Here is a 17,519-nt window from a genome sequence, read left to right as displayed (position 1 = left end):
GGCACCGAGGTGCCCACTCGACCGGCGTTGCTGACGTCTCGGCAGGTCCGTACTACCCGGCGGTGCCCTGCACCCGGAGTCGGCTCATCGCAGCGTTGAGCTCGTACACCTCGACGGGCCAACTCCCGCCGCTGTTCACGAACTGCTTGTACGCCTCCGGGCCCATCCAATCGGCAACGTTGCCAATGCGGTCCTCGACGTAGACATCGACGTTGTAGACACCACCGACCGATCCCTTCGGAATCGTGAGGTACGTGGTCCAGACTCCGTCTCGAACCGTCCCGGACGTACGCGTGACCGACTCTTCACAGGCGACGCTGATGTAGAAAGGATCCGAAGGCGCGGGAGTTCCCGGTCGCGTAAGGCAGATACCGACGCTATCCACTCCGGACTTGGCATCACGGACCCGGGCCGACACCTTGACCTTCTTCGACGCCGTCCTGACATCGATGCTCGTCGGCGTGAGCGCTGAGATGCTCACCGTGGGTACATCGGAGTCAGGATCCGTGTTCGTGATGGTCAGGATGTCGCGAGTGAGCCCGACCTCGCGCCCATGACGATCCATGACCCACAACTGCAATTCCATCGGCCCGGCCGGCGTCCACCGCGGAACGGTGAGGACGTACTCCCACCATCCGTCTCGGGTGCCACCGGATACGAGGGACATGGTGGCCATGTAGATGGAGCCGTTGACGGAAGAGGCCACGAAATGGCCCTGGATCCGTTTGACGCCACTGAGGTCGTCCGTCGCGTGCACTCGCACCTTCACCTTCGCGTCCGCCGAAGTGGTGTCGACGGTCGACGGAGACGCTGTGACGGACGCGATGCTCGGCGGAGCCTTGTCGTAGCCACAGCCGCTCAAGATGTCGTAGACGTCGTAGTAGCAGGTGTTGGTGCCGGCATTGCCGTGGACGTCGTCCACTCCGGTCCCACCGGTCAGCTTGTCGTTGCCGTCGCCACCGTTGAGGGTGTCGTCACCACTGTCGCCCCAGAGCCGGTCCTGACCCGCCCCACCGCTGACGGTGTCCAGGTGGTTGTTCCCATGGAGCTGGTCGTCGCCGTCGTTGCCGGCAATCCGGTCGTTGCCGTCTCCGCCGGAGACCGAGTCGTTGCCGTCTGCGCCGCTGATGGAGTCGGATCCTGTGCCTCCGGAGATCGCGTCTCCGCTCGTCCCGCCGTTGATGCTGTCCCCGCCGGCGCCCCCGTAGATGCGGTCCGCCCCTGCCCCGCCGGAGATCACGTCGAAGTGGTCGCCACCGGAGATGACGTCACCGCCGTCCTCGCCCCAGATGTTGTCCTGTCCGGTGCCGCCATTGAGGCTGTCCGGACCGCCATCACCATGGATCCAGTCCTCGCCGCTCCCGCCGAGCACCCGGTCGGCGCCGTAGCCGGCGTAGACGTGATCCCCGCCCGATCCGGCGTCGACGAGATCGTCGCCACCCTTGGCGTAGATGATGTCGCCGCCACCCCGGCCGCAGATGACGTCGCGGCGAGACGTGCCCTTCAAGACGTCACCGCCGGATGTGCCGACGATCGTGCAGCGTACGCCGGTGGATGTTGTCGCCGCGCTCGCGGGAGTCGCCACGAGTACGGTCGCCGAGGCGGCCATCGCGACGATCCCGGCAAGCAGCGTGCGCCCCGTCAGGAGCACCATTCCTGCCTCCAGAAGATCCTCAGGCCCGCGTCAGCGCGGGCCTGAGGATGGTGCCAGATCCGATACCCGGTCGGGTAGCGAATTGAGGTTCTGTGGGGCGATTGTCGAACGGGGGTCAGAACAACAGGGCCGCGCTCGGGTCGCCGACGATCCGCGCCACGTCTGCGAGGAAGCGGGAGCCCGCTTCGCCGTCGATGTGGCGGTGGTCGAAGCTGAGCGCGAGGGTGCAGACGTCGCGCGGCTCGATGCGCTCGTCGTCACCTTCGCCGACCACCCAGGGCTGGCGCTTGATCGCACCGACGGAGAGGATCGCGGACTCGCCCGGGTTGATGATCGGGGCGCCGCCGTCGATGCCGAACGGACCGATGTTGGTGATCGTGAACGTGCCGCCGGCTTGGTCGGCCGGCGGGGTCTTTCCGGTGCGCGCGACGTCGGTGAGCTCGTTGATCGCGGCGCCCAGCTCGACCAGGGACATCCGGTCGGCGCCCTTGACGTTCGGCACCTGCAGACCTCGCGGGGTCGCGGCGGCGATGCCGAGGTTGACGTACTCCTTGAACACGATCTCCTGGGCGGCCTCGTCCCACCAGGAGTTGATGATCGGGGTACGTCGCATCGCCAGCAGCGTCGCCTTGGCCACGACCAGCAGGGGGCTGACGCGGACTTCGGCGAAGTCGCGGTTGGCCTTGAGGCCGGCGACCAGGTCGGACGTACGGGTCACGTCGATCGTCGTCCAGATGGTCACGTGCGGCAGCGTGAACGCGGAGTCGACCATCGCCTGGCCCATCTGCTTGCGCAGACCCTTGATCGGCTCGCGACGCTCACCGCCCCCGCTGGTTGAGCCGGGCTCCTGAGGTACGAAGGAGACCGTGTCGAAACCAGCAGAGTCGAGATCCGCGGTCGTGATCACGCCGTCTTCCCGAGCGGGCGTGACGCCGGATAGATCTATCCCGCGGTCCCGGGCGGCTTTTCGGGCAGTCGGCTTGGCCAGCACACCGGTGCCCGCGGCGGCGGCCGGGGCGGAGACGGTGCGGGTGCGGCGTACGACTGCGTCTTCCTTGGAGCCGTAGCCGACCAGCGTCAGCGGCTTCTCGTGCTCCTCCGACTCAGGGGCTGACGTCTCGGGCGACGGGACTGACGCCTCGTGCGACGGGGCCGACGTCTCGGGCGACGGGGCCGACGTCTCGGGCGACGGGGCCGACGTCTCGGCGAGGGAGTCGCCGATGCGGATGATCGGGGTGCCGACCTGGACCTCGGTGCCGACCTCGACGAGCAGCTCCTGGACGACCCCGGCGTAGGGCGAGGGGAGCTCGACGACGGACTTGGCGGTCTCGATGTCGCAGACGGGGTCGTTGACCTTGATGACGTCGCCGACAGCGACGTGCCACTCGACGATCTCGGCCTCGGTGAGGCCTTCACCCACGTCCGGAAGGCGGAACTCGTTCACCATGCCAGGCTCCTGTCGACGGCGTCGAGGACCCGGTCGAGGTCGGGGAGGAAGTACTCCTCCGCCCGGGCCGGCGGGTAGGGCGTGTCGAACCCACCGACCCGCAGGACCGGCGCCTCCAGCGAGTGGAAGCAGGTCTCGGTGATCCGGGCGGCGAGTTCGGCGCCGAGGCCGAGGTTGACGTGGGCCTCGTGGACGACGACGGCACGGCCGGTACGCCGCACCGACTCGTAGACCGGCGCCATATCGAGCGGCGAGAGCGCCCGCAGGTCGATCACCTCGACCGACTTGCCCTCCCCCGCCGCCGCCTCCGCGGCGGTCAGCGCGGTCTTCACCGTCGGCCCGTAGGCCAGCATCGTCAGGTCGGTGCCGGGCCGCGTCACCCGGGACGCGAACAGCGGACCAGGCGTGGCGTCGACGTCGACCTCGGCCTTGGTCGAGTGGTAGAGCCGCTTCGGCTCCAGGAAGATCACCGGGTCCGGATGCGAGATCGCCTGCTGGATCATCCAGTAGGCGTCGACCGGATCCGAGCAGGCCACCACCTTGAGACCAGGGGTGTGCGCGAACTGCGCCTCCGGCGACTCGCTGTGGTGCTCGACGGCACCGATGCCGCCGCCGAACGGGATCCGGATGACCATCGGCATCGCGACCCGCCCACCACTTCGATAGTGGAACTTCGCCACCTGCGACACGATCTGGTCGTAGGCCGGGTAGACGAACCCGTCGAACTGGATCTCCACCACCGGCCGGTAACCCCGCAGCGCGAGCCCGACCGCCGTGCCGACGATCCCCGATTCGGCCAGCGGCGTGTCGATGACCCGCGCCTCGCCGAAGTCCTTCTGCAGCCCGTCGGTGATCCGGAAGACACCGCCCAGCCGGCCGATGTCCTCACCCATCAGGACGACCTTGTCGTCGTCCTCCATCGCTCGCCGGAGCCCGGCGTTGAGCGCTTTGGCCAGCGTCATCTTGGTCATCGGGAGGCCCCCTCGGGCTCGAAGGAGGAGAGGTACGCCGCGTAGCCGTCACGCTGCTCCTGCAGCTCCGGCGGCAGCTCGGTGTAGACGTTGTCGAAGAGGCGTACGGGATCGGGCTCGGGCAGGGCGTGGATCCCGGCGCGCAGGCGCTCACCGAACTCCTCGGCCTCCGCCTCCACCTTGGCGAAGAAGGAGGTCGACGCGCCACCGCCGCGGCGCAGATAGGCCTCGACCCGGGCGATCGGGTCCTTGAGCTTCCACGCCTCGACCTCGTCGGAGACCCGGTAGCGGGTCGGGTCGTCGGTGGTCGTGTGGGCACCCATCCGGTAGGTGTAGGCCTCGATCATCGTCGGCCCACCACCCTCACGGGCCCGTTTGAGCGCCGACTTCATCACCTCGTACGTCGCCAGCACGTCGTTGCCGTCCACGCGGATCCCGGGGAAGCCGAAGCCCTGGGCGCGCTTGTAGAGCGGCACCTTGACCATCTGCTCGACCGGCTCGGAGATGGCCCACTGGTTGTTCTGGCAGAAGAAGACGACCGGGGCGTTGTAGGAGGCGGCGAAGACCATCGCCTCGTTGACGTCGCCCTGCGAGGAGGCGCCGTCACCGAAGTGGGCCACGACGGCGGTGTCGCGGGTCGGGTCGCCGGTGCCGACGAGGCCGTCCATCTGCACGCCCATCGCATAGCCGGTCGCGTGCAGCGTCTGGGCGCCGATGACGATCGTGTAGAGCCCGAAGTTGTGCTCGTTGGGGTCCCAGCCACCCTGGTCGGTGCCCCGGAAGAGCCCGAGCAGCTGCATCGGGTCGACGTCGCGGCACCAGGCCACACCGTGCTCGCGGTAGGTCGGGAAGACGAAGTCCTGGGGTGCGAGCGCGCGGGCCGCACCGATCTGCGCCGCCTCCTGGCCCAGCAGCTGTGCCCACAGGCCCAGCTCGCCGTGACGCTGCAGCGCGGTGGCCTCGACGTCGAGGCGGCGGGTCAGCACCATGTCGCGGTAGAAGCCGCGTACGGCCTCGTCCTCAGGTCGGTCGGGTGAGAACTCGAAGTCCGGGTGCGAGACCCGTTCTCCTTCGGGGTTCAGCAACTGCACCATGTCGGTGTGGCTGGGACTCGGATCCAGAAATTCAGTCATCACACTTCCTTCACACGGGGTGGGGTTGCCACCGCTGGCTACGCCGATCACGGGCTTGTGATCCGTGGCACATCGGCATAGCCAAACGGTACCCGCCCAGGGGGAGGAACGGGCTCGAGTGAACGCGAAGAGACGGTAGACACCTAAGCAAGCGCTTAGTAAGTTTGGCGGACGCGATCGCCCCAGCCCCAGGAGATGAGGAACCGATGACTCGATATGCCCGAGTGGAGTCGCTCAAGAGTGACCTCGGCGTGGCTGATCTGGTGGACATCCCGGCACAGCAGCTCGACGAGGGTGAGGTGTCGGCGCGGATCGAACGCATCGCTCTCACGACGAACAACATGACCTACGCGGTCTACGGCGACACCCTGGGCTACTGGAATCTGTTCCCGGCGGAGCAGCCCGGGTACGGCTGCATGCCGGCGTGGGGGCACGCCGAGATCGTCGAGTCGAGGGCGTCCGACCTCCCCGTGGGAACGCGAGTCTTCGGCTACTTCCCCATCGCGACCCAGCTGACGATGCGACCGACGTCGGTCACCTCCCGCAGCTTCGTCGACGGCGCCGAACACCGCACCGGGACGCCTCAGGTCTACAACCTCTACGAGTTCGAACCCCGGGACTCCGATCCACGCCTGGACAGCCTCACCGCCATCTTCCGTGCTCTGTTCATCACCTCCTACACCGCTGCCGACTACCTCCGTGATCGCGACTTCTTCGACGCCGAGCAGTTCGTGATCTCGAGCGCCTCGAGCAAGACGGCGTACGGCACCGCCTACTGCCTCGCCGACTCACCGGCCGAGAAGATCGCGCTCACCTCGGCCCGCAACATCGACTTCGTGAAGGGCCTCGGCCACTACGCCGCAGCACACGAGTACGCCGATCTGACGGCGATCGACAGCACCAAGCGAACCGTCTATGTCGACCTCTCAGGCGACCCTGCCCTGCGCCGCCGGGTTCACGAGCACTTCGGTGACCGGCTCGCATTCGACTGCCTCATCGGGTCGACTCAGGCCGACGGTTTCCCCGAGGAGGACAAGAGCCTCGTGGGACCGGCTCCGGTCTTCTTCTTCGCAGCCCTCCAGCTCGACGCCTACAAGGCCGACGGCCAGTCGCGCGCGTTCATGCAGCGCTATCGCCGCGACGAGCGTGACTTCCTCGAGCGTGCGGGAGGTACGGAGCAGCCATCGATCACGCTGCTCGAGCACACCGGCCTCGAGGACGCCCCGGCCGTCATCGCCGGCTTCCACGACGGATCGACGGACCCCGCCGTCGGCCACATCTTCCTCCCCAAACGCGGGTTGATCACCGCGACACGGCCACGCACCGACTAGTGATCTGGGCCGAGCGACTCGCGCCCGTGCGGCTCGTCCCAACCGGAGAGGTCGGGACCGGCCGGCACGATCTGGGTGGGGTTCAGGTCGGTGTGGACGATGTAGTAGTGCTGCTTGATCTGCGGGAAGTCGAGGGTCTCGCCGATCCCGGGGGTCTGGTAGAGGTCGCGCGCGTAGGCCCACAGGGCGGGGAGCTCGACGAGCTTCTGCCGGTTGCACTTGAAGTGGCCGTGGTAGACGGCGTCGAAGCGGGCCAGCGTCGTGAACAGCCGGATGTCGGACTCGGTGAGCTGGTCGCCGACCAGGTAGCGCTGCCCGGAGAGCCGCTCCTCGAGCCAGTCGAGAGCAGCGAAAAGACGGGCATAGGCCGCGTCGTACGCCTCCTGGGAACCGGCGAAGCCACATCGGTAGACCCCGTTGTTGACCTCGGTGAAGACACGCTTGTCGACCTCGTCCATCTCCTCACGCAGCGCGCGCGGCCACAGGTCGGGAGCGTCGGCGGCGAAGAAGTCGGTCCACTCGTGGAAGAAGTCGTGGGTGATCCACGGGAAGTCGTTGGTGACGACCTTGCCGGTGGCCTCCTCGACGATCGCCGGCACCGTGATGCCGCGCGGGTAGTCGGGATAGCGGGCGAAGTAGGCCTGCTGCAGGCGCTCGATGCCCAGCACCGGGTCGACGCCGCCGGGGTCGAGGTCGAAGGTCCACGACCGGGCGTCGTGCGTCGGGCCGGCGAGGCCGAGGGAGATGACGTCCTGGAGCCCGAGCAGGTTGCGGACGATGATCGCCCGATTGGCCCACGGGCAGGCGGCGGCCGCGACCAGTCGGTAGCGGCCCGGCTCGACCGGCCACAACGGCACGTCGCTCGGCCCGAACTCGGGCTCCCGCGCGTCTCGCGTGATCCGGTCCGGGATGTAGTTCATGTCCCGGTTGAACTCGTTACCTGGCTCGACGTAGGTCGCCTTCTCCCGCATGGGCTCACCCTACGTGGTGGTTGAATCCTGAAGCGGATCAGAGGAATCTCCAGGCGAGGCCCGCGGCCTCCAGGATCACCCAGAACCGCAGCGCACGGGAGATGAGCACCGTGAGCGTGAAGATCGGCAGGTTGAACCGCAAGGCGCCGAACAGCACCGCCATCACCGCGAGCGGCGGAAAGCCGGAGAGGCCCGACGTGGCCAGGAGTGCGGTGGCCAGAGCCGGGCGCCCTGAGGTCCGCGCGTACCAACGGTCGTAGGAGTCCTGCCACTTGGGCGACTCGAGCTTCTTCCTGATCCACGGGATGTTGGTGGATCCACGGCCGGCGTAGTACCAGACCACCTTGCCGCCGGTCTGGCCGAGCCCGGCGACGAATCCGAGCAGCGCCGGCCACCAGTCAGAGTTCTGGGCGACGACGGAGAGGTACGCCTCGGCGTTCATCACCGGGATGAGCGCCGAGCCGAGACAGAAGAGGAGCGTGCCGATCAGAAGTCTCATCGAGGCACGGGCAGGCCGATCCTGAGAAGCCGTCCCAGCGAGACGCACTTCATGACCAGCAGGGCCGTGGCGATCACCAGACCCACCCACATCCAGCCGGTGACCAGCAGCAGGATCGCGAAGAGCCCCGAGTTGACCGCCTTGCCCGGGTGGGACCAGTTCCACCGCCACAGCGTCCGGTCGATGACATAGAAGTAGTTCGGGCTCTTGATCGGCCAGGCCAGGTAGGAGATCGAGAGAAAGCAGTCGATCACCATGAACTCCACCAGGTAGACGAAGATCGCCGGCGACAGGTCCGGCTGCAGGAACGCCAGCCCGACGTAGAACGCCGCCGCGCAGAGACGGTCGGAGAAGATGTCGAGCACCCCGCCGATCCGCGTCTCCTCATCACGCCATCGGGCGACCGCCCCATCGAGGCTGTCCCCGACCCAGTAGACGACCAGCGCGATGACCAGGAGCTTCAGGCTCTCCTGATACGCGGCGCTCGCCGCCAGCACGACCGCCGCGATGGTGCGTACGAACGTGATCACGGTTGCAGACGTCCACAGTCGTTCCGACTCGGGGCGGGCGCGCTCCTTGGCGTCGGGGACGACGGCGGTATCGGTCATGGTCCGGAGCATAGAGTGCCGATACGCATCGGCCGCCGGAATCGGCCCGCGGCTCAGCCCGCGTCGCGCACCAACGAGGCCACGAAGTCGAGCTTGTCCAGGACCGCCGGCGGGATGACGAAGGGGTACAGGTCGTCGTGACCCATCGACCGGTTGATCACGTTCAGCGCGGCCGAGAGGGGCACCCAGATGTCGGTGACGACCTGCCGGAACGGCATCTCGGTGGGCACCGGGTCGGCGAGCCCGTACGCCGCCGCGGACCCGAGCGTGTCGCGGATGTGCAGGTAGTGGGCCCAGGTCTCGGCGAAGTCCTCGAAGGGGTGCATGGTGGCGTAGGTCGAGATGTAGTTCTCGGTCCAGCCGGCAGGCGGGCCCTCGGAGTAGTGGCGCTGCAGCGACTCCTCGTAGGAGACCGACTCGTCGCCGAAGACCTCGGTGCACCGCTCCATCAGCTCGGGCCCGCGGACCAGCTGCCACTCGTAGTAGTGGCCGACCTCGTGCCGGAAGTGGCCCAGCAGGGTGCGGTAGGGCTCGTCGAGGGTGGCCCGGACGTGCTCACGGTAGGCGTCGTCGGACTCGGCCAGGTCGATCGTGATCACGCCGCCGTCGTGACCGATGACCACATCGGAGGTGGACGCGACGCCGTCGCTGGCCAGCAGGTCGAAGGTGAGCCCCTCGTCAGGGTCCTCGGCCTTGGTCCGGATCTCCAGACCGAGGGTGTCGAGCTCGACCACGAGATGACGTTTCGCCTGCTCAGCAAGGGAGTACTGCTGCTGGACGAACTCGGGTGCGGCGTCGTTGGGCCGGGTCCGGGTCAGCTCGCAGGCGAAGCAGATCCCGCCCTCGATGCGGGCCAGCCAGGTGCATCCCGTCTCGAGCGTGTTCGCACAGACCCACCAGACGTAGCCGTCGCTGTCGACGTACCTGCCCTCGGGTGAGACCGGGACGATCGCGCGCTCCTCGCGGGAGTAGGCGAGCCGGGTGCCACACGAGACGCACGCCGAGTTCTCGAAGTAGAGGCGGTTGCCACACTCCCGACAGGTGAACGCTCTCATGCCACCATCATCCGCTGGCGGCCACGACCTTCCAGTCGGTGACGCGCCAGTGGTCGCCGACCTTGGCCAGCCAGACCACCAACCCGTCATCCGGAACGGTGCTGCCGTCCTCGGCTTCGTACGAGACCCTCACCCCGACGATGGCGCGCGAACCTTCGACGACGGCTTCCTGGAACGCGAGGGTCCTGGTCAGCGTCTGCGGGCTGGGGTCGGAGTAGGTCCGCTTCCCCTCCGCGACCCGCACCATGTCGTTGGCGCCCCCACCGTCGAGGATCCCATCGCCCTCCTCGGAGGCGAGCTCGTAGAGCGTGGCGACCGAGGTCGTCTCCAGGAAGTCCCGGGTGACCTCGGCCGGACCCGAGCCTCGCGCGAGCCACCAGAGCGAGAGCGCGGCGAGAGCCGCGGCGACCACCAGCAGTCCGGAGATGCGTACTCCGCGACGCCAGCGGCTGCCGCGGGTCACGATGCTCGCCCGCTGCGGAGGCTGTCCCACGAGCAACACCGTAACTTCACTCCTGCTGGTCGGGGGCCACATCGACCGAGACGGTCAAGGTCGAGGTGGTGGCTTCGGTGTAGATGACCCCCTTCACAGGAGGCACATCGGCATAGTCACGGCCCCAGGCGACGCTCACGTAGCGATCGTCGGCCCTGGTGTCGTTGGTCGGGTCGAGGGCGAGCCACTGGCCCGTCCCCGCGCCGCTCTGGCTGGGGACCCACACCTCCACCCAGGCATGGGAGGCATCGGCTCCGACGAGCCGCGGCTTCCCCGGCGGAGGAGTGGTGGCGAGGTAGCCGGAAACATAGCGGGCCGCGAGCCCGTGCGCTCGGAAACAGGCCAACATCAGGTGAGCAAAATCCTGGCAGACGCCTCCCTGCGCCTCGAAGATCTCCGGGATCGTCGAGGTGACCGTCGTGGCGGTGTCGTCGTAGTCGAACCCGGCATGGATCCGATGCATCAGATCCTCCGCCGCCTCCACGAGCGGGCGCTGCTCGGTCAAAGAGACGGCACCGAAGTCGTACGCCTCCCGGGTGTGCTCCACGAGCGGCGAGGCCACCGCCAGGTCGGCCGCCCGCCACGCGCCCGGAAGGCCCGGGTCGACCAGCGGCCGCGCCCGCTCCCACGGCTGGTCGAAGCTCGCCTCGTCATAGACCGGGGTGCTGACCTCGACCTCGGAGACCGCCGCGATCTCGAGCCGCTGGTGCGGCTCGAGGACCTGGAAGTACGTCACCGTGTTCCCGTAGAAGTCGACGTCGCTCGACTGGTCCGCGGGTGCTGGAGTGATGTCTACGTCAGTGGTCTCGACGCGCTGGTGCGGCAGCTCCCGCGGGGTGACATGGGCGATGCCGAACGAGTTGGTGACATCCTCGTCATAGGAGTACGTCGTCGTGTGGCTGACCCGGTATCTCACCCGCGGGATGCTATCCCGATCCAACCGCCACGTCGCCGGGGTCGACGAAGCCTCGTCCTTCGAATTCGCCATCCTCGTCGATCCACCGCACGCGAAGCGCCCCGCTCTGCGAGACCTCGACGATTCGACCCCGATGGCCACGAATCGGCGGCCCCGATGCGCTGCCGAACACCGCCAACCTCCAGGCATCGTTGTCCGGGTCCCAGTCCTTGTCCCCGAGCACCGGCCCCAGCCACATGACCGTGGCACCTACGACGTACGGCGACGGTTCCGGATCGCCCACGATGTCGTGGGCGATCCCCTGCCAGTCTGTCCTGCCACGAACAGCACGGACAGCATCGTTGAACTCGGCTTCGGGGACCACTCGAAGATTCTTGACCTCGTAGACCGCGTCAGGGCTGTACCAGCCGTCCTTGTCGAGCCACGACACGAACGTCCAGCCGTCGGGCAAGTCCTCTGTGACAACGCCCGGAAGCGCGAACGGAGCACTTTCCACGGCCGGTCGCCCTTTCCCCGCCCAGACCACACGTCGGCCGCGCGGCGGGCGGGGGAACGGCTCCTGAGGCTGGCGGTCAGACGTACTGTCCATGCCACCAACCTATGCTCAAGTGAGCGATTGCGCCGGGAGGGCGTTGAGGGGCTGGGGGGCGGGGCCGGTGGCGAAGTGGACGTCGCTGATGGCCTCGGCGAGGCGGACGAGCTGGGCGTGGACCTGGTCGAGGAAGGACTCCAGGTTGGGGCGGCCGACGCCGCCGATGGCGACGAGGCCGGCGACCTCGGTGCGGTCGAGCATGTCGGTGATGTCGTCGAGGAGCCGCTCCGGGCGGGAGGAGCCGGTCGAGCCGGGCAGCTGGGTGAGGTGGAGCCGCAGCTCGTTCAGACAGAAGGCGAGCGAGCGCGGGTTGTCGCGGTCCATGATCAGCAGGTCGAGGACTCCCCCGGTGCGTACGTAGCCCCGGTAGCGGCGGCGGTGGGTGACCGCGGACTCGGCGGAGGCGAGGACGGCGTTGAGCACCGCGCGATCGACCTCGAGACCGCGGCGGACGGTCGTGGTGGCGCGCAGGAGCTGGCAGATCTGCATGGCGCGCTCCAGGAACCGGCCCAGCCGGATCGAGTGGTAGCCCTCGTCGCGGATCATGCTCGCCACGATCCCCTGCATCGCCAGGATGCCGTGCAGCGTCTCGGCGCCCGACTCGGCGATCTGGTGCGAGTGCGGGTTGACCCGGAGCTCCTCGGCGGCCCGGTCGGTCGAGGAGAAGATCCGCCACATGTCGGGGCTGAGCTGGTCGCGTACGCCGCTGAAGGCCTGGCGCATCCCGGCCAGCGACTGCGCCGCCGACCCCGGCCGGTCGGCGTCCAGCAGCATGGACCGGAACTCGGCGTCGATATCGGCATCCGCCGGGCCGTGGCCGCCCAGCCGGTCGAGCGCGCTGAGCATCACCTCGAGGCTGATGCCGCCGGACGTACGCGGCCTGGTCCTGAAGTCTTCGGCGAGCACGTGCGTGGCCAGGATGAGCCGGATGAGGTCCTCGGCACGCTCCGCGTAGCGACCCGACCAGTACATGTCCTCGAGCGCTCGCGGGACGAGCACCGTGACCGAGCGCGTGTGGGTCATCGGCAGCACGTCGGCCAGGCCCTGGTCGGCGTCCTGCGGCGACTCCTTGAGCACCCAGACGTCCTTGCTGCACGGCGGCAGGCCGGTCTCGTCGGCCCGGATCGAGGCCAGTCCGCCGACCAGCGGGCGGTAGGCCGAGCCGTAGCGGAGCGAGAACGTACGCAGCGTCAGCGGCCGGCCGACCGCGCCGCGCCCTTCCGCCCAGGTCGGGGCCTGGGAGAGCGTGATCCTCTCCTGCCCGACGAAGCGGTAGGGGTCGGTGGCGATCTTGGTGCGGAGCTCCTCCGGGGTGCCGGTGACGATGGCACCTTCGAGCGTGCGCACCACCAGGTCCCCGGCGTCCAGCCGCCGCTCGACCTCCACCCGCTGGGCCGGGTCGCCGCACCACCAGGTGCCGAGCGACGCGAGCCGCAGCGGCTCGCCGAGCAGTGCCTCGCAGGCAGCGGGGAGGTAGGGCGCGAGCCCCGGGTTCTCGAGTACGCCGGCCCCGAACCCGTTGACCACGCGCACGTTGCCGCGGCGTACGGCCTCGATCAGGCCGGCCACGCCGAGCTGGCTGTCGCCGCGGAGCTCGAGGGGGTCGGACCAGGTCGCGTCGACGCGACGCAGGATGACGTCGACCCGCTCCAGCCGATCGCCGTGGCCACGCATGAGGACCTCGCCGTTGCGGACGGTCAGGTCGGCACCCTGGACCAGCGGGAAACCCAGGGTCGAGGCGAGAAATGCCTGGTCATAGGCGGTTTCGGAGTGGGTGCCCGGGGACAGGACGACGACCCTGGGGTCGGCCTGGTCCCCGGGTGCAGACTCGAGGAGGGCCGACCGGAGAGCCGCGAAGTAAGGCTCCATCCGGTGCAGCCCGGCGTCGCGATGGAGCTCGGGGAGCACCCGGCTGATCACGCGGCGGTTCTCCATCGCATAGCCGATCCCGGAGGGGGCCTGGGTGCGGTCGGCGAGGACGCGCCACTCACCGTCGGGCGTGCGGCCGAGGTCGGTGGCGGCCAGCACCAGCGGTCGCGGGTCGTGGTTGCTGGCCCGGGCGGCGACGCGATGGAAGCCGTGGTGACCGAAGATCACCGCGGCCGGGACGATCCCGTCGGCCAGGAGTCGCTGGGGGCCGTAGAGGTCGACCAGGATCGTGTTGAGCAGCTCGGCACGCTGGGCCAGGCCGACCTCGAGGATGCGCCACTGGGCCGGGTCGATGACGAGCGGCACCGGGTCGAGCCGCCAGGGCTCGGGCTTGGTGCCGGGGCGCAGGTAGGTGACCCCGTCGTCGGCGAGGAACCGCTCGACGTCGTGGCCGATCCGGCTCAGCGTGGCCGGCGTGATCGAGACCGCCGTCTCGGCCATCGGCTTCCAGGCCGGGCGCAGGGTGCCGTCGGGCCCGACGACCTCGTCGTAGGGCTGGTCGGTCGCGTCGAGGAGGCCGAGGGCGTCGGCGTACTCGCGAAGGACGGTCACCGCACCGCCCGTCGGAGATCGAGAGTGTGCGGGTTGTCAGGAGTCGTGGCCCGGGCCGCGCGCTCGCGCATCTCCGCGATGTCCAGCCGTCCGGAGGTGTGGCCGCGCGCCTCGAACCTGCTCGCGCGCCGTGCCTCGGCCTCGTTGGCGTTCACCGGCGGATGGTCGTAGCTGCGGCCGCCCGGGTGCACGACGTGGTAGGTCGCGCCACCGAGGCTGGTCTCGGAGGCGATGTCGACGACGTCGAAGTGGAGCGGCGCCTGGGCGTCGATGCTCGGGTGCAGGCTCGACCACGGGCTCCATGCCTTGAACCGGACACCTGCATAGAAGGTATCCGGAACGGAGGTCGGGGTCAGCGGCACCGGAACACCCTGACACGTCACCAGCTGCCGGTCGAGGTCGATCCCTCTCGCCGAGATCTGGACCCGCTCGACCGAGGAGTCGACATAGCGAGCCGTCCCGGTGCCGGTCGCCTCCTCACCGAGCACGTTCCACGGCTCGATCGCCTGCCGCAGCTCGAGCTCGACACTGGTCGTCGAGTCCAGGGCCATGCGCGCGAACCCGATCCGCGGAAACCGGAACTCCGCGTACGCCGCCAACCACTGCGACTCGAACGGGATCCCGTGCCGGCGCAGGTCGGCCACGACCTCCTCGATGTCGCGCAGGCACCCCTGCGGGAGCAGGAAGTCCTCGTGGAGGGCGCTTCCGTGGCGGATCAGGGGCTCCTCGTACGGCTCCTCCCAGAACCAGGCGACCAGGCTCCTGACCAGGAGGGACTGGAGGAGAGCCATCTGCGGGTGCGGCGGCATCTCGAAGCCGCGGAGCTCGAGGAGGCCGAGGCGCCCTCGGGACGAGTCCGGGGAGTAGAGCTTGTCGATGCAGAACTCGGCGCGGTGGGTGTTGCCGGTCAGATCGGTGAGCAGGTGGCGCAGCGCGCGGTCGATCAGCCACGGACGGGGCTCGGCGTGCTCGCGGGTGATCCGGGCGACCTCCTGGAGGGCGATCTCCATCTCGTAGACCGCCTCCGGGCGGCCCTCGTCGAACCTCGGTGCCTGGCTGGTCGGGCCGATGAAGCGGCCGGAGAAGAGGTAGGAGAGGGAGGGATGGCGCTGCCAGTAGCGGATCAGGCTGGCCAGCAGATCGGGGCGGCGGAGCAGCGGGCTGCGCTCCGGGGTCCGGCCACCCAGGGTCAGGTGGTTGCCGCCGCCGGTGCCGGTGTGGAGGCCGTCGAGGTCGAACTTCTCCGTCGACAGGCGGACCTGTCTGGCCTGCTCGTAGAGCGTGGTGATCAGCTCGCGCTGCTCCGCCCAGCTCGCCGTCGGCTGGACGTTGACCTCGATCACGCCGGGATCCGGGGTGACCGTCAGCCTGGCCAGACGCGCGTCGGGCGGCGGGCCGTAGCCCTCGAGCACGACGCTGGTGCCGGCTTCGGAGACAGCCTGTTCGATCACCCGGAGCAGGGTCGCGTAGTCCTCCAGCCGGTCGGTCGGCGGCAGGAACACGTGGACCAGCCCGGCGCGCTCCTCGATCGCGAGCGCGGTGGTCGGCGCCTCGTCGGGATCGGTGACGGTCACCTGCGGGATCTCGGGGTCCAGCGGCTCGCCCGCGGTCAGGTAGGAAGGCTCGCCCTGGAACTCCGGGTCGTGCCATGAGATCGAGTCCAGCGGCAGCCGCAGCCCGACCGCCGACGTCCCCGGCGCGAGCACCAGCCGTCCGCGCCGGAACCGCCACTGCGGGCTCGTCCACTCCCCGTCGTTGGTGTTGATCGGGATCACCCAGCCGACCGGCTCGGTGACCTCCTTGTCGAGCTCGGTGACGTTCAGGTCGCCACGATCCGCAGCATCATCAGGCTTCGGTCCCTCCGGCTGCCGCACCTCCTGCGCGATCTTCGCCAGCGGATCCTCGTACGCCGCGAACACCTGCTCCTCCGGCAGCCCCAGGATCCCCGCGATTCGTTGCGCTACGGCGACTGTGTTGGTCTCGACACGCTCGCTAGCGCTCGCGGCTCGACCAGCGGCGCCGTCGGTCGAGCCGCCGGAGCCGCTAGGCGGAGGCGTGTCGAGACCAACACGGTCGTTCTGCGCCCAGGGGTCGGCGAACAGGGTGGGGTCGTTCCACAGGGGCTCGCCGTCCGTACGCCACTGCAGGTCGATGTTCCAGCGCGGGAGGGGTTCGCCGGGGTACCACTTGCCCTGGCCGCGGTGGACGATGCCGCCTCGGCCGTAGACCCGGCGGAGGCGTTCGGCCAGATCGGCGGCGAGCTCGCGCTTGTGCGGGCCGTCGGCGTCGGTGTTCCACTGGGCGGAGGTCTGGTCGTCGAGAGAGACGAAGGTGGGCTCGCCGCCCATCGTCAGCTCGACGCCTTCGGTCTGAAGACGCCGGTCGACGGCCTCGCCGAGCGCGTCGATGCGATCCCACTCCTGCTCGGTGTAGGGCAGCGTCACCCGCGGGTCCTCGTGGATCCGGGTGACCTCGTTGGCAAAGGAGAAGGTGACCTCGACCGGGTCGGTGGCACCCTCGATCGGAGCCGCGGAGGAGGGGTGCGGGGTCGCCGAGAGCGGGATGTGGCCCTCACCCGCGAACAGGGCCGACGTCGGGTCGAGCCCGATCCAGCCGGCTCCGGGGACGAACACCTCGCACCACGCGTGCAGGTCGGTGAAGTCCTCGGTCGGGCCGGAGGGGCCGTCGAGCGACTCCTGGTCGGCGGCCAGCTGCACCAGATAGCCGGAGACGAACCGGGCCGCGAGGCCGTACTGGCGCAGCAGGGACACCAGCAGCCACGCCGAGTCGCGGCACGAGCCGATGCCCAGGCGCAGGGTCTCGTCGGGAGTCTGTACGCCGGGCTCCATCCGCACCGAGTAGGCGACGTCCGCGTTGACCGCCTGGTTGACACTCGCCAGGAAGTCGACGGTGCGGAGGCCGTCCTCGGGCAGGGCCGGCAGCCGCTGCCGCCAGGCGTCGGCCGCCGTCGCCGACTCCACGTCGCGAAGGTAGGGCGCCAGGTCGGCCTTCAGCTGCGGCTCGTAGTCGAAGGGGAAGGTCTCGGCGTACTCCTCCACGAAGAAGTCGAACGGGTTGATCACCACCATGTCGGCGACCAGCCCCACGGTGACCTCGAGCTTGTCGGTCTTCTCCGGGAAGACCAGTCGCGCGAGCCAGTTGCCGAACGGGTCCTGCTGCCAGTTGACGAAGTGCGCCGCCGGCGTCACCGAGAGCGAGTAGGCCTCGATCGGGGTCCGGGTGTGTGGCGCCGGGCGCAGGCGTACGACGTGCGGGCCAACTCCCACCGGCTGCGCGAACTCGTAGGTGGTCCGATGCTCGAGCGCAACCTTGATCGACATGGGCCAAGCCTGACCGATCCAGGTTGC

At 69.0% G+C, this 17,519-nt stretch carries 14 protein-coding genes; 1 reads left to right on the top strand and 13 read right to left on the bottom strand.

All coding sequences use genetic code 11. The features are described 5' to 3' along the window. Nucleotides 1–52: 52 nt before the first annotated feature. From ACFU7D_RS13035 to pdhA, 4 genes are all read right to left on the bottom strand, one after another. Nucleotides 53–1,654 carry a calcium-binding protein gene (locus ACFU7D_RS13035; RefSeq protein WP_378867612.1) on the bottom strand — a complete coding sequence of 534 codons (1,602 nt, stop codon included), beginning with the start codon at nt 1,652–1,654 and terminating at the stop codon, nt 53–55. Between the two features lie 115 nt (nt 1,655–1,769). After that, the gene (locus ACFU7D_RS13030; RefSeq protein WP_378867610.1) at nt 1,770–3,101 is read right to left on the bottom strand and encodes a dihydrolipoamide acetyltransferase family protein; all 1,332 of its coding nucleotides are present in this window, start codon (nt 3,099–3,101) and stop codon (nt 1,770–1,772) included. Then, nucleotides 3,095–4,072, bottom strand: coding sequence for an alpha-ketoacid dehydrogenase subunit beta (locus tag ACFU7D_RS13025; protein WP_378867608.1), 978 nt, complete (start codon nt 4,070–4,072; stop codon nt 3,095–3,097). Before ACFU7D_RS13025 ends, ACFU7D_RS13030 begins: the two co-directional genes overlap by 7 nt. Further along, nucleotides 4,069–5,205, bottom strand: coding sequence for a pyruvate dehydrogenase (acetyl-transferring) E1 component subunit alpha (gene pdhA / locus ACFU7D_RS13020; RefSeq protein WP_378867606.1), 1,137 nt, complete (start codon nt 5,203–5,205; stop codon nt 4,069–4,071). The genes ACFU7D_RS13025 and pdhA overlap by 4 nt, the downstream gene beginning before the upstream one ends. A 206-nt stretch (nt 5,206–5,411) precedes the next feature. On the opposite strand from pdhA, the gene ACFU7D_RS13015 reads away from it, so the two are divergent. Then, nucleotides 5,412–6,536 (top strand): DUF2855 family protein, encoded by a 1,125-nt coding sequence (locus ACFU7D_RS13015; protein ID WP_378867604.1) that lies wholly within the window; start codon nt 5,412–5,414, stop codon nt 6,534–6,536. On the opposite strand, the gene ACFU7D_RS13010 is transcribed toward ACFU7D_RS13015, so the two are convergent. Genes ACFU7D_RS13010 through ACFU7D_RS12970 form a run of 9 tightly spaced genes read right to left on the bottom strand, consistent with a single transcriptional unit; the run spans nt 6,533 to nt 17,492 of the window. Beyond that, nucleotides 6,533–7,507 (bottom strand): glutathione S-transferase family protein, encoded by a 975-nt coding sequence (locus ACFU7D_RS13010; RefSeq protein WP_378867602.1) that lies wholly within the window; start codon nt 7,505–7,507, stop codon nt 6,533–6,535. The two genes, ACFU7D_RS13015 and ACFU7D_RS13010, sit on opposite strands and share 4 nt — an antisense overlap. 37 nt (nt 7,508–7,544) lie before the next feature. After that, nucleotides 7,545–8,006, bottom strand: a complete 462-nt coding sequence (locus ACFU7D_RS13005; RefSeq protein WP_378867600.1) for a hypothetical protein — start codon at nt 8,004–8,006, stop codon at nt 7,545–7,547. After that, nucleotides 8,003–8,614 carry a CDP-alcohol phosphatidyltransferase family protein gene (locus ACFU7D_RS13000; protein WP_378732394.1) on the bottom strand — a complete coding sequence of 204 codons (612 nt, stop codon included), beginning with the start codon at nt 8,612–8,614 and terminating at the stop codon, nt 8,003–8,005. Before ACFU7D_RS13000 ends, ACFU7D_RS13005 begins: the two co-directional genes overlap by 4 nt. A gap of 53 nt (nt 8,615–8,667) precedes the next feature. Further along, nucleotides 8,668–9,669 carry a putative zinc-binding metallopeptidase gene (locus ACFU7D_RS12995; RefSeq protein ID WP_378867598.1) on the bottom strand — a complete coding sequence of 334 codons (1,002 nt, stop codon included), beginning with the start codon at nt 9,667–9,669 and terminating at the stop codon, nt 8,668–8,670. Nucleotides 9,670–9,676: 7 nt separating this feature from the next. Beyond that, nucleotides 9,677–10,162 (bottom strand): hypothetical protein, encoded by a 486-nt coding sequence (locus tag ACFU7D_RS12990; protein WP_378867596.1) that lies wholly within the window; start codon nt 10,160–10,162, stop codon nt 9,677–9,679. A gap of 16 nt (nt 10,163–10,178) precedes the next feature. After that, the gene (locus tag ACFU7D_RS12985) at nt 10,179–11,078 is read right to left on the bottom strand and encodes a transglutaminase N-terminal domain-containing protein (protein ID WP_378867594.1); all 900 of its coding nucleotides are present in this window, start codon (nt 11,076–11,078) and stop codon (nt 10,179–10,181) included. A 10-nt stretch (nt 11,079–11,088) separates the two neighbouring features. Beyond that, complete coding sequence (locus tag ACFU7D_RS12980) at nt 11,089–11,667, bottom strand: hypothetical protein (RefSeq protein ID WP_378867592.1); 579 nt, start codon at nt 11,665–11,667, stop codon at nt 11,089–11,091. A gap of 15 nt (nt 11,668–11,682) precedes the next feature. Continuing rightward, nucleotides 11,683–14,151 (bottom strand): circularly permuted type 2 ATP-grasp protein, encoded by a 2,469-nt coding sequence (locus ACFU7D_RS12975; protein WP_378867590.1) that lies wholly within the window; start codon nt 14,149–14,151, stop codon nt 11,683–11,685. Continuing rightward, complete coding sequence (locus tag ACFU7D_RS12970) at nt 14,148–17,492, bottom strand: DUF2126 domain-containing protein (RefSeq protein ID WP_378867588.1); 3,345 nt, start codon at nt 17,490–17,492, stop codon at nt 14,148–14,150. The genes ACFU7D_RS12975 and ACFU7D_RS12970 overlap by 4 nt, the downstream gene beginning before the upstream one ends. Nucleotides 17,493–17,519 lie beyond the last annotated feature (27 nt).

It is taken from the genome of Nocardioides sp. NPDC057577 (assembly GCF_042801335.1).
In the GTDB taxonomy this organism is placed as follows: Bacteria; Actinomycetota; Actinomycetes; order Propionibacteriales; family Nocardioidaceae; genus Nocardioides.
The sequence above is the reverse complement of the archived record's forward strand: the minus strand, read 5'-3'. Positions and strand labels throughout refer to the sequence as shown.

Excerpts from the sequence above, each read along its gene's own strand:
- ACFU7D_RS13000 (WP_378732394.1), bottom strand. The coding sequence starts at position 8,614 with ATGACCGATACCGCCGTCGTCCCCGACGCCAAGGAGCGCGCCCGCCCC.
- ACFU7D_RS13015 (WP_378867604.1), top strand. The coding sequence starts at position 5,412 with ATGACTCGATATGCCCGAGTGGAGTCGCTCAAGAGTGACCTCGGCGTG.
- ACFU7D_RS12995 (WP_378867598.1), bottom strand. The coding sequence starts at position 9,669 with ATGAGAGCGTTCACCTGTCGGGAGTGTGGCAACCGCCTCTACTTCGAG.
- ACFU7D_RS13035 (WP_378867612.1), bottom strand. The coding sequence starts at position 1,654 with ATGGTGCTCCTGACGGGGCGCACGCTGCTTGCCGGGATCGTCGCGATG.
- pdhA (WP_378867606.1), bottom strand. The coding sequence starts at position 5,205 with ATGACTGAATTTCTGGATCCGAGTCCCAGCCACACCGACATGGTGCAG.
- ACFU7D_RS13005 (WP_378867600.1), bottom strand. The coding sequence starts at position 8,006 with ATGAGACTTCTGATCGGCACGCTCCTCTTCTGTCTCGGCTCGGCGCTC.
- ACFU7D_RS13030 (WP_378867610.1), bottom strand. The coding sequence starts at position 3,101 with ATGGTGAACGAGTTCCGCCTTCCGGACGTGGGTGAAGGCCTCACCGAG.
- ACFU7D_RS13025 (WP_378867608.1), bottom strand. The coding sequence starts at position 4,072 with ATGACCAAGATGACGCTGGCCAAAGCGCTCAACGCCGGGCTCCGGCGA.
- ACFU7D_RS12970 (WP_378867588.1), bottom strand. The coding sequence starts at position 17,492 with ATGTCGATCAAGGTTGCGCTCGAGCATCGGACCACCTACGAGTTCGCG.
- ACFU7D_RS12980 (WP_378867592.1), bottom strand. The coding sequence starts at position 11,667 with ATGGACAGTACGTCTGACCGCCAGCCTCAGGAGCCGTTCCCCCGCCCG.
- ACFU7D_RS13010 (WP_378867602.1), bottom strand. The coding sequence starts at position 7,507 with ATGCGGGAGAAGGCGACCTACGTCGAGCCAGGTAACGAGTTCAACCGG.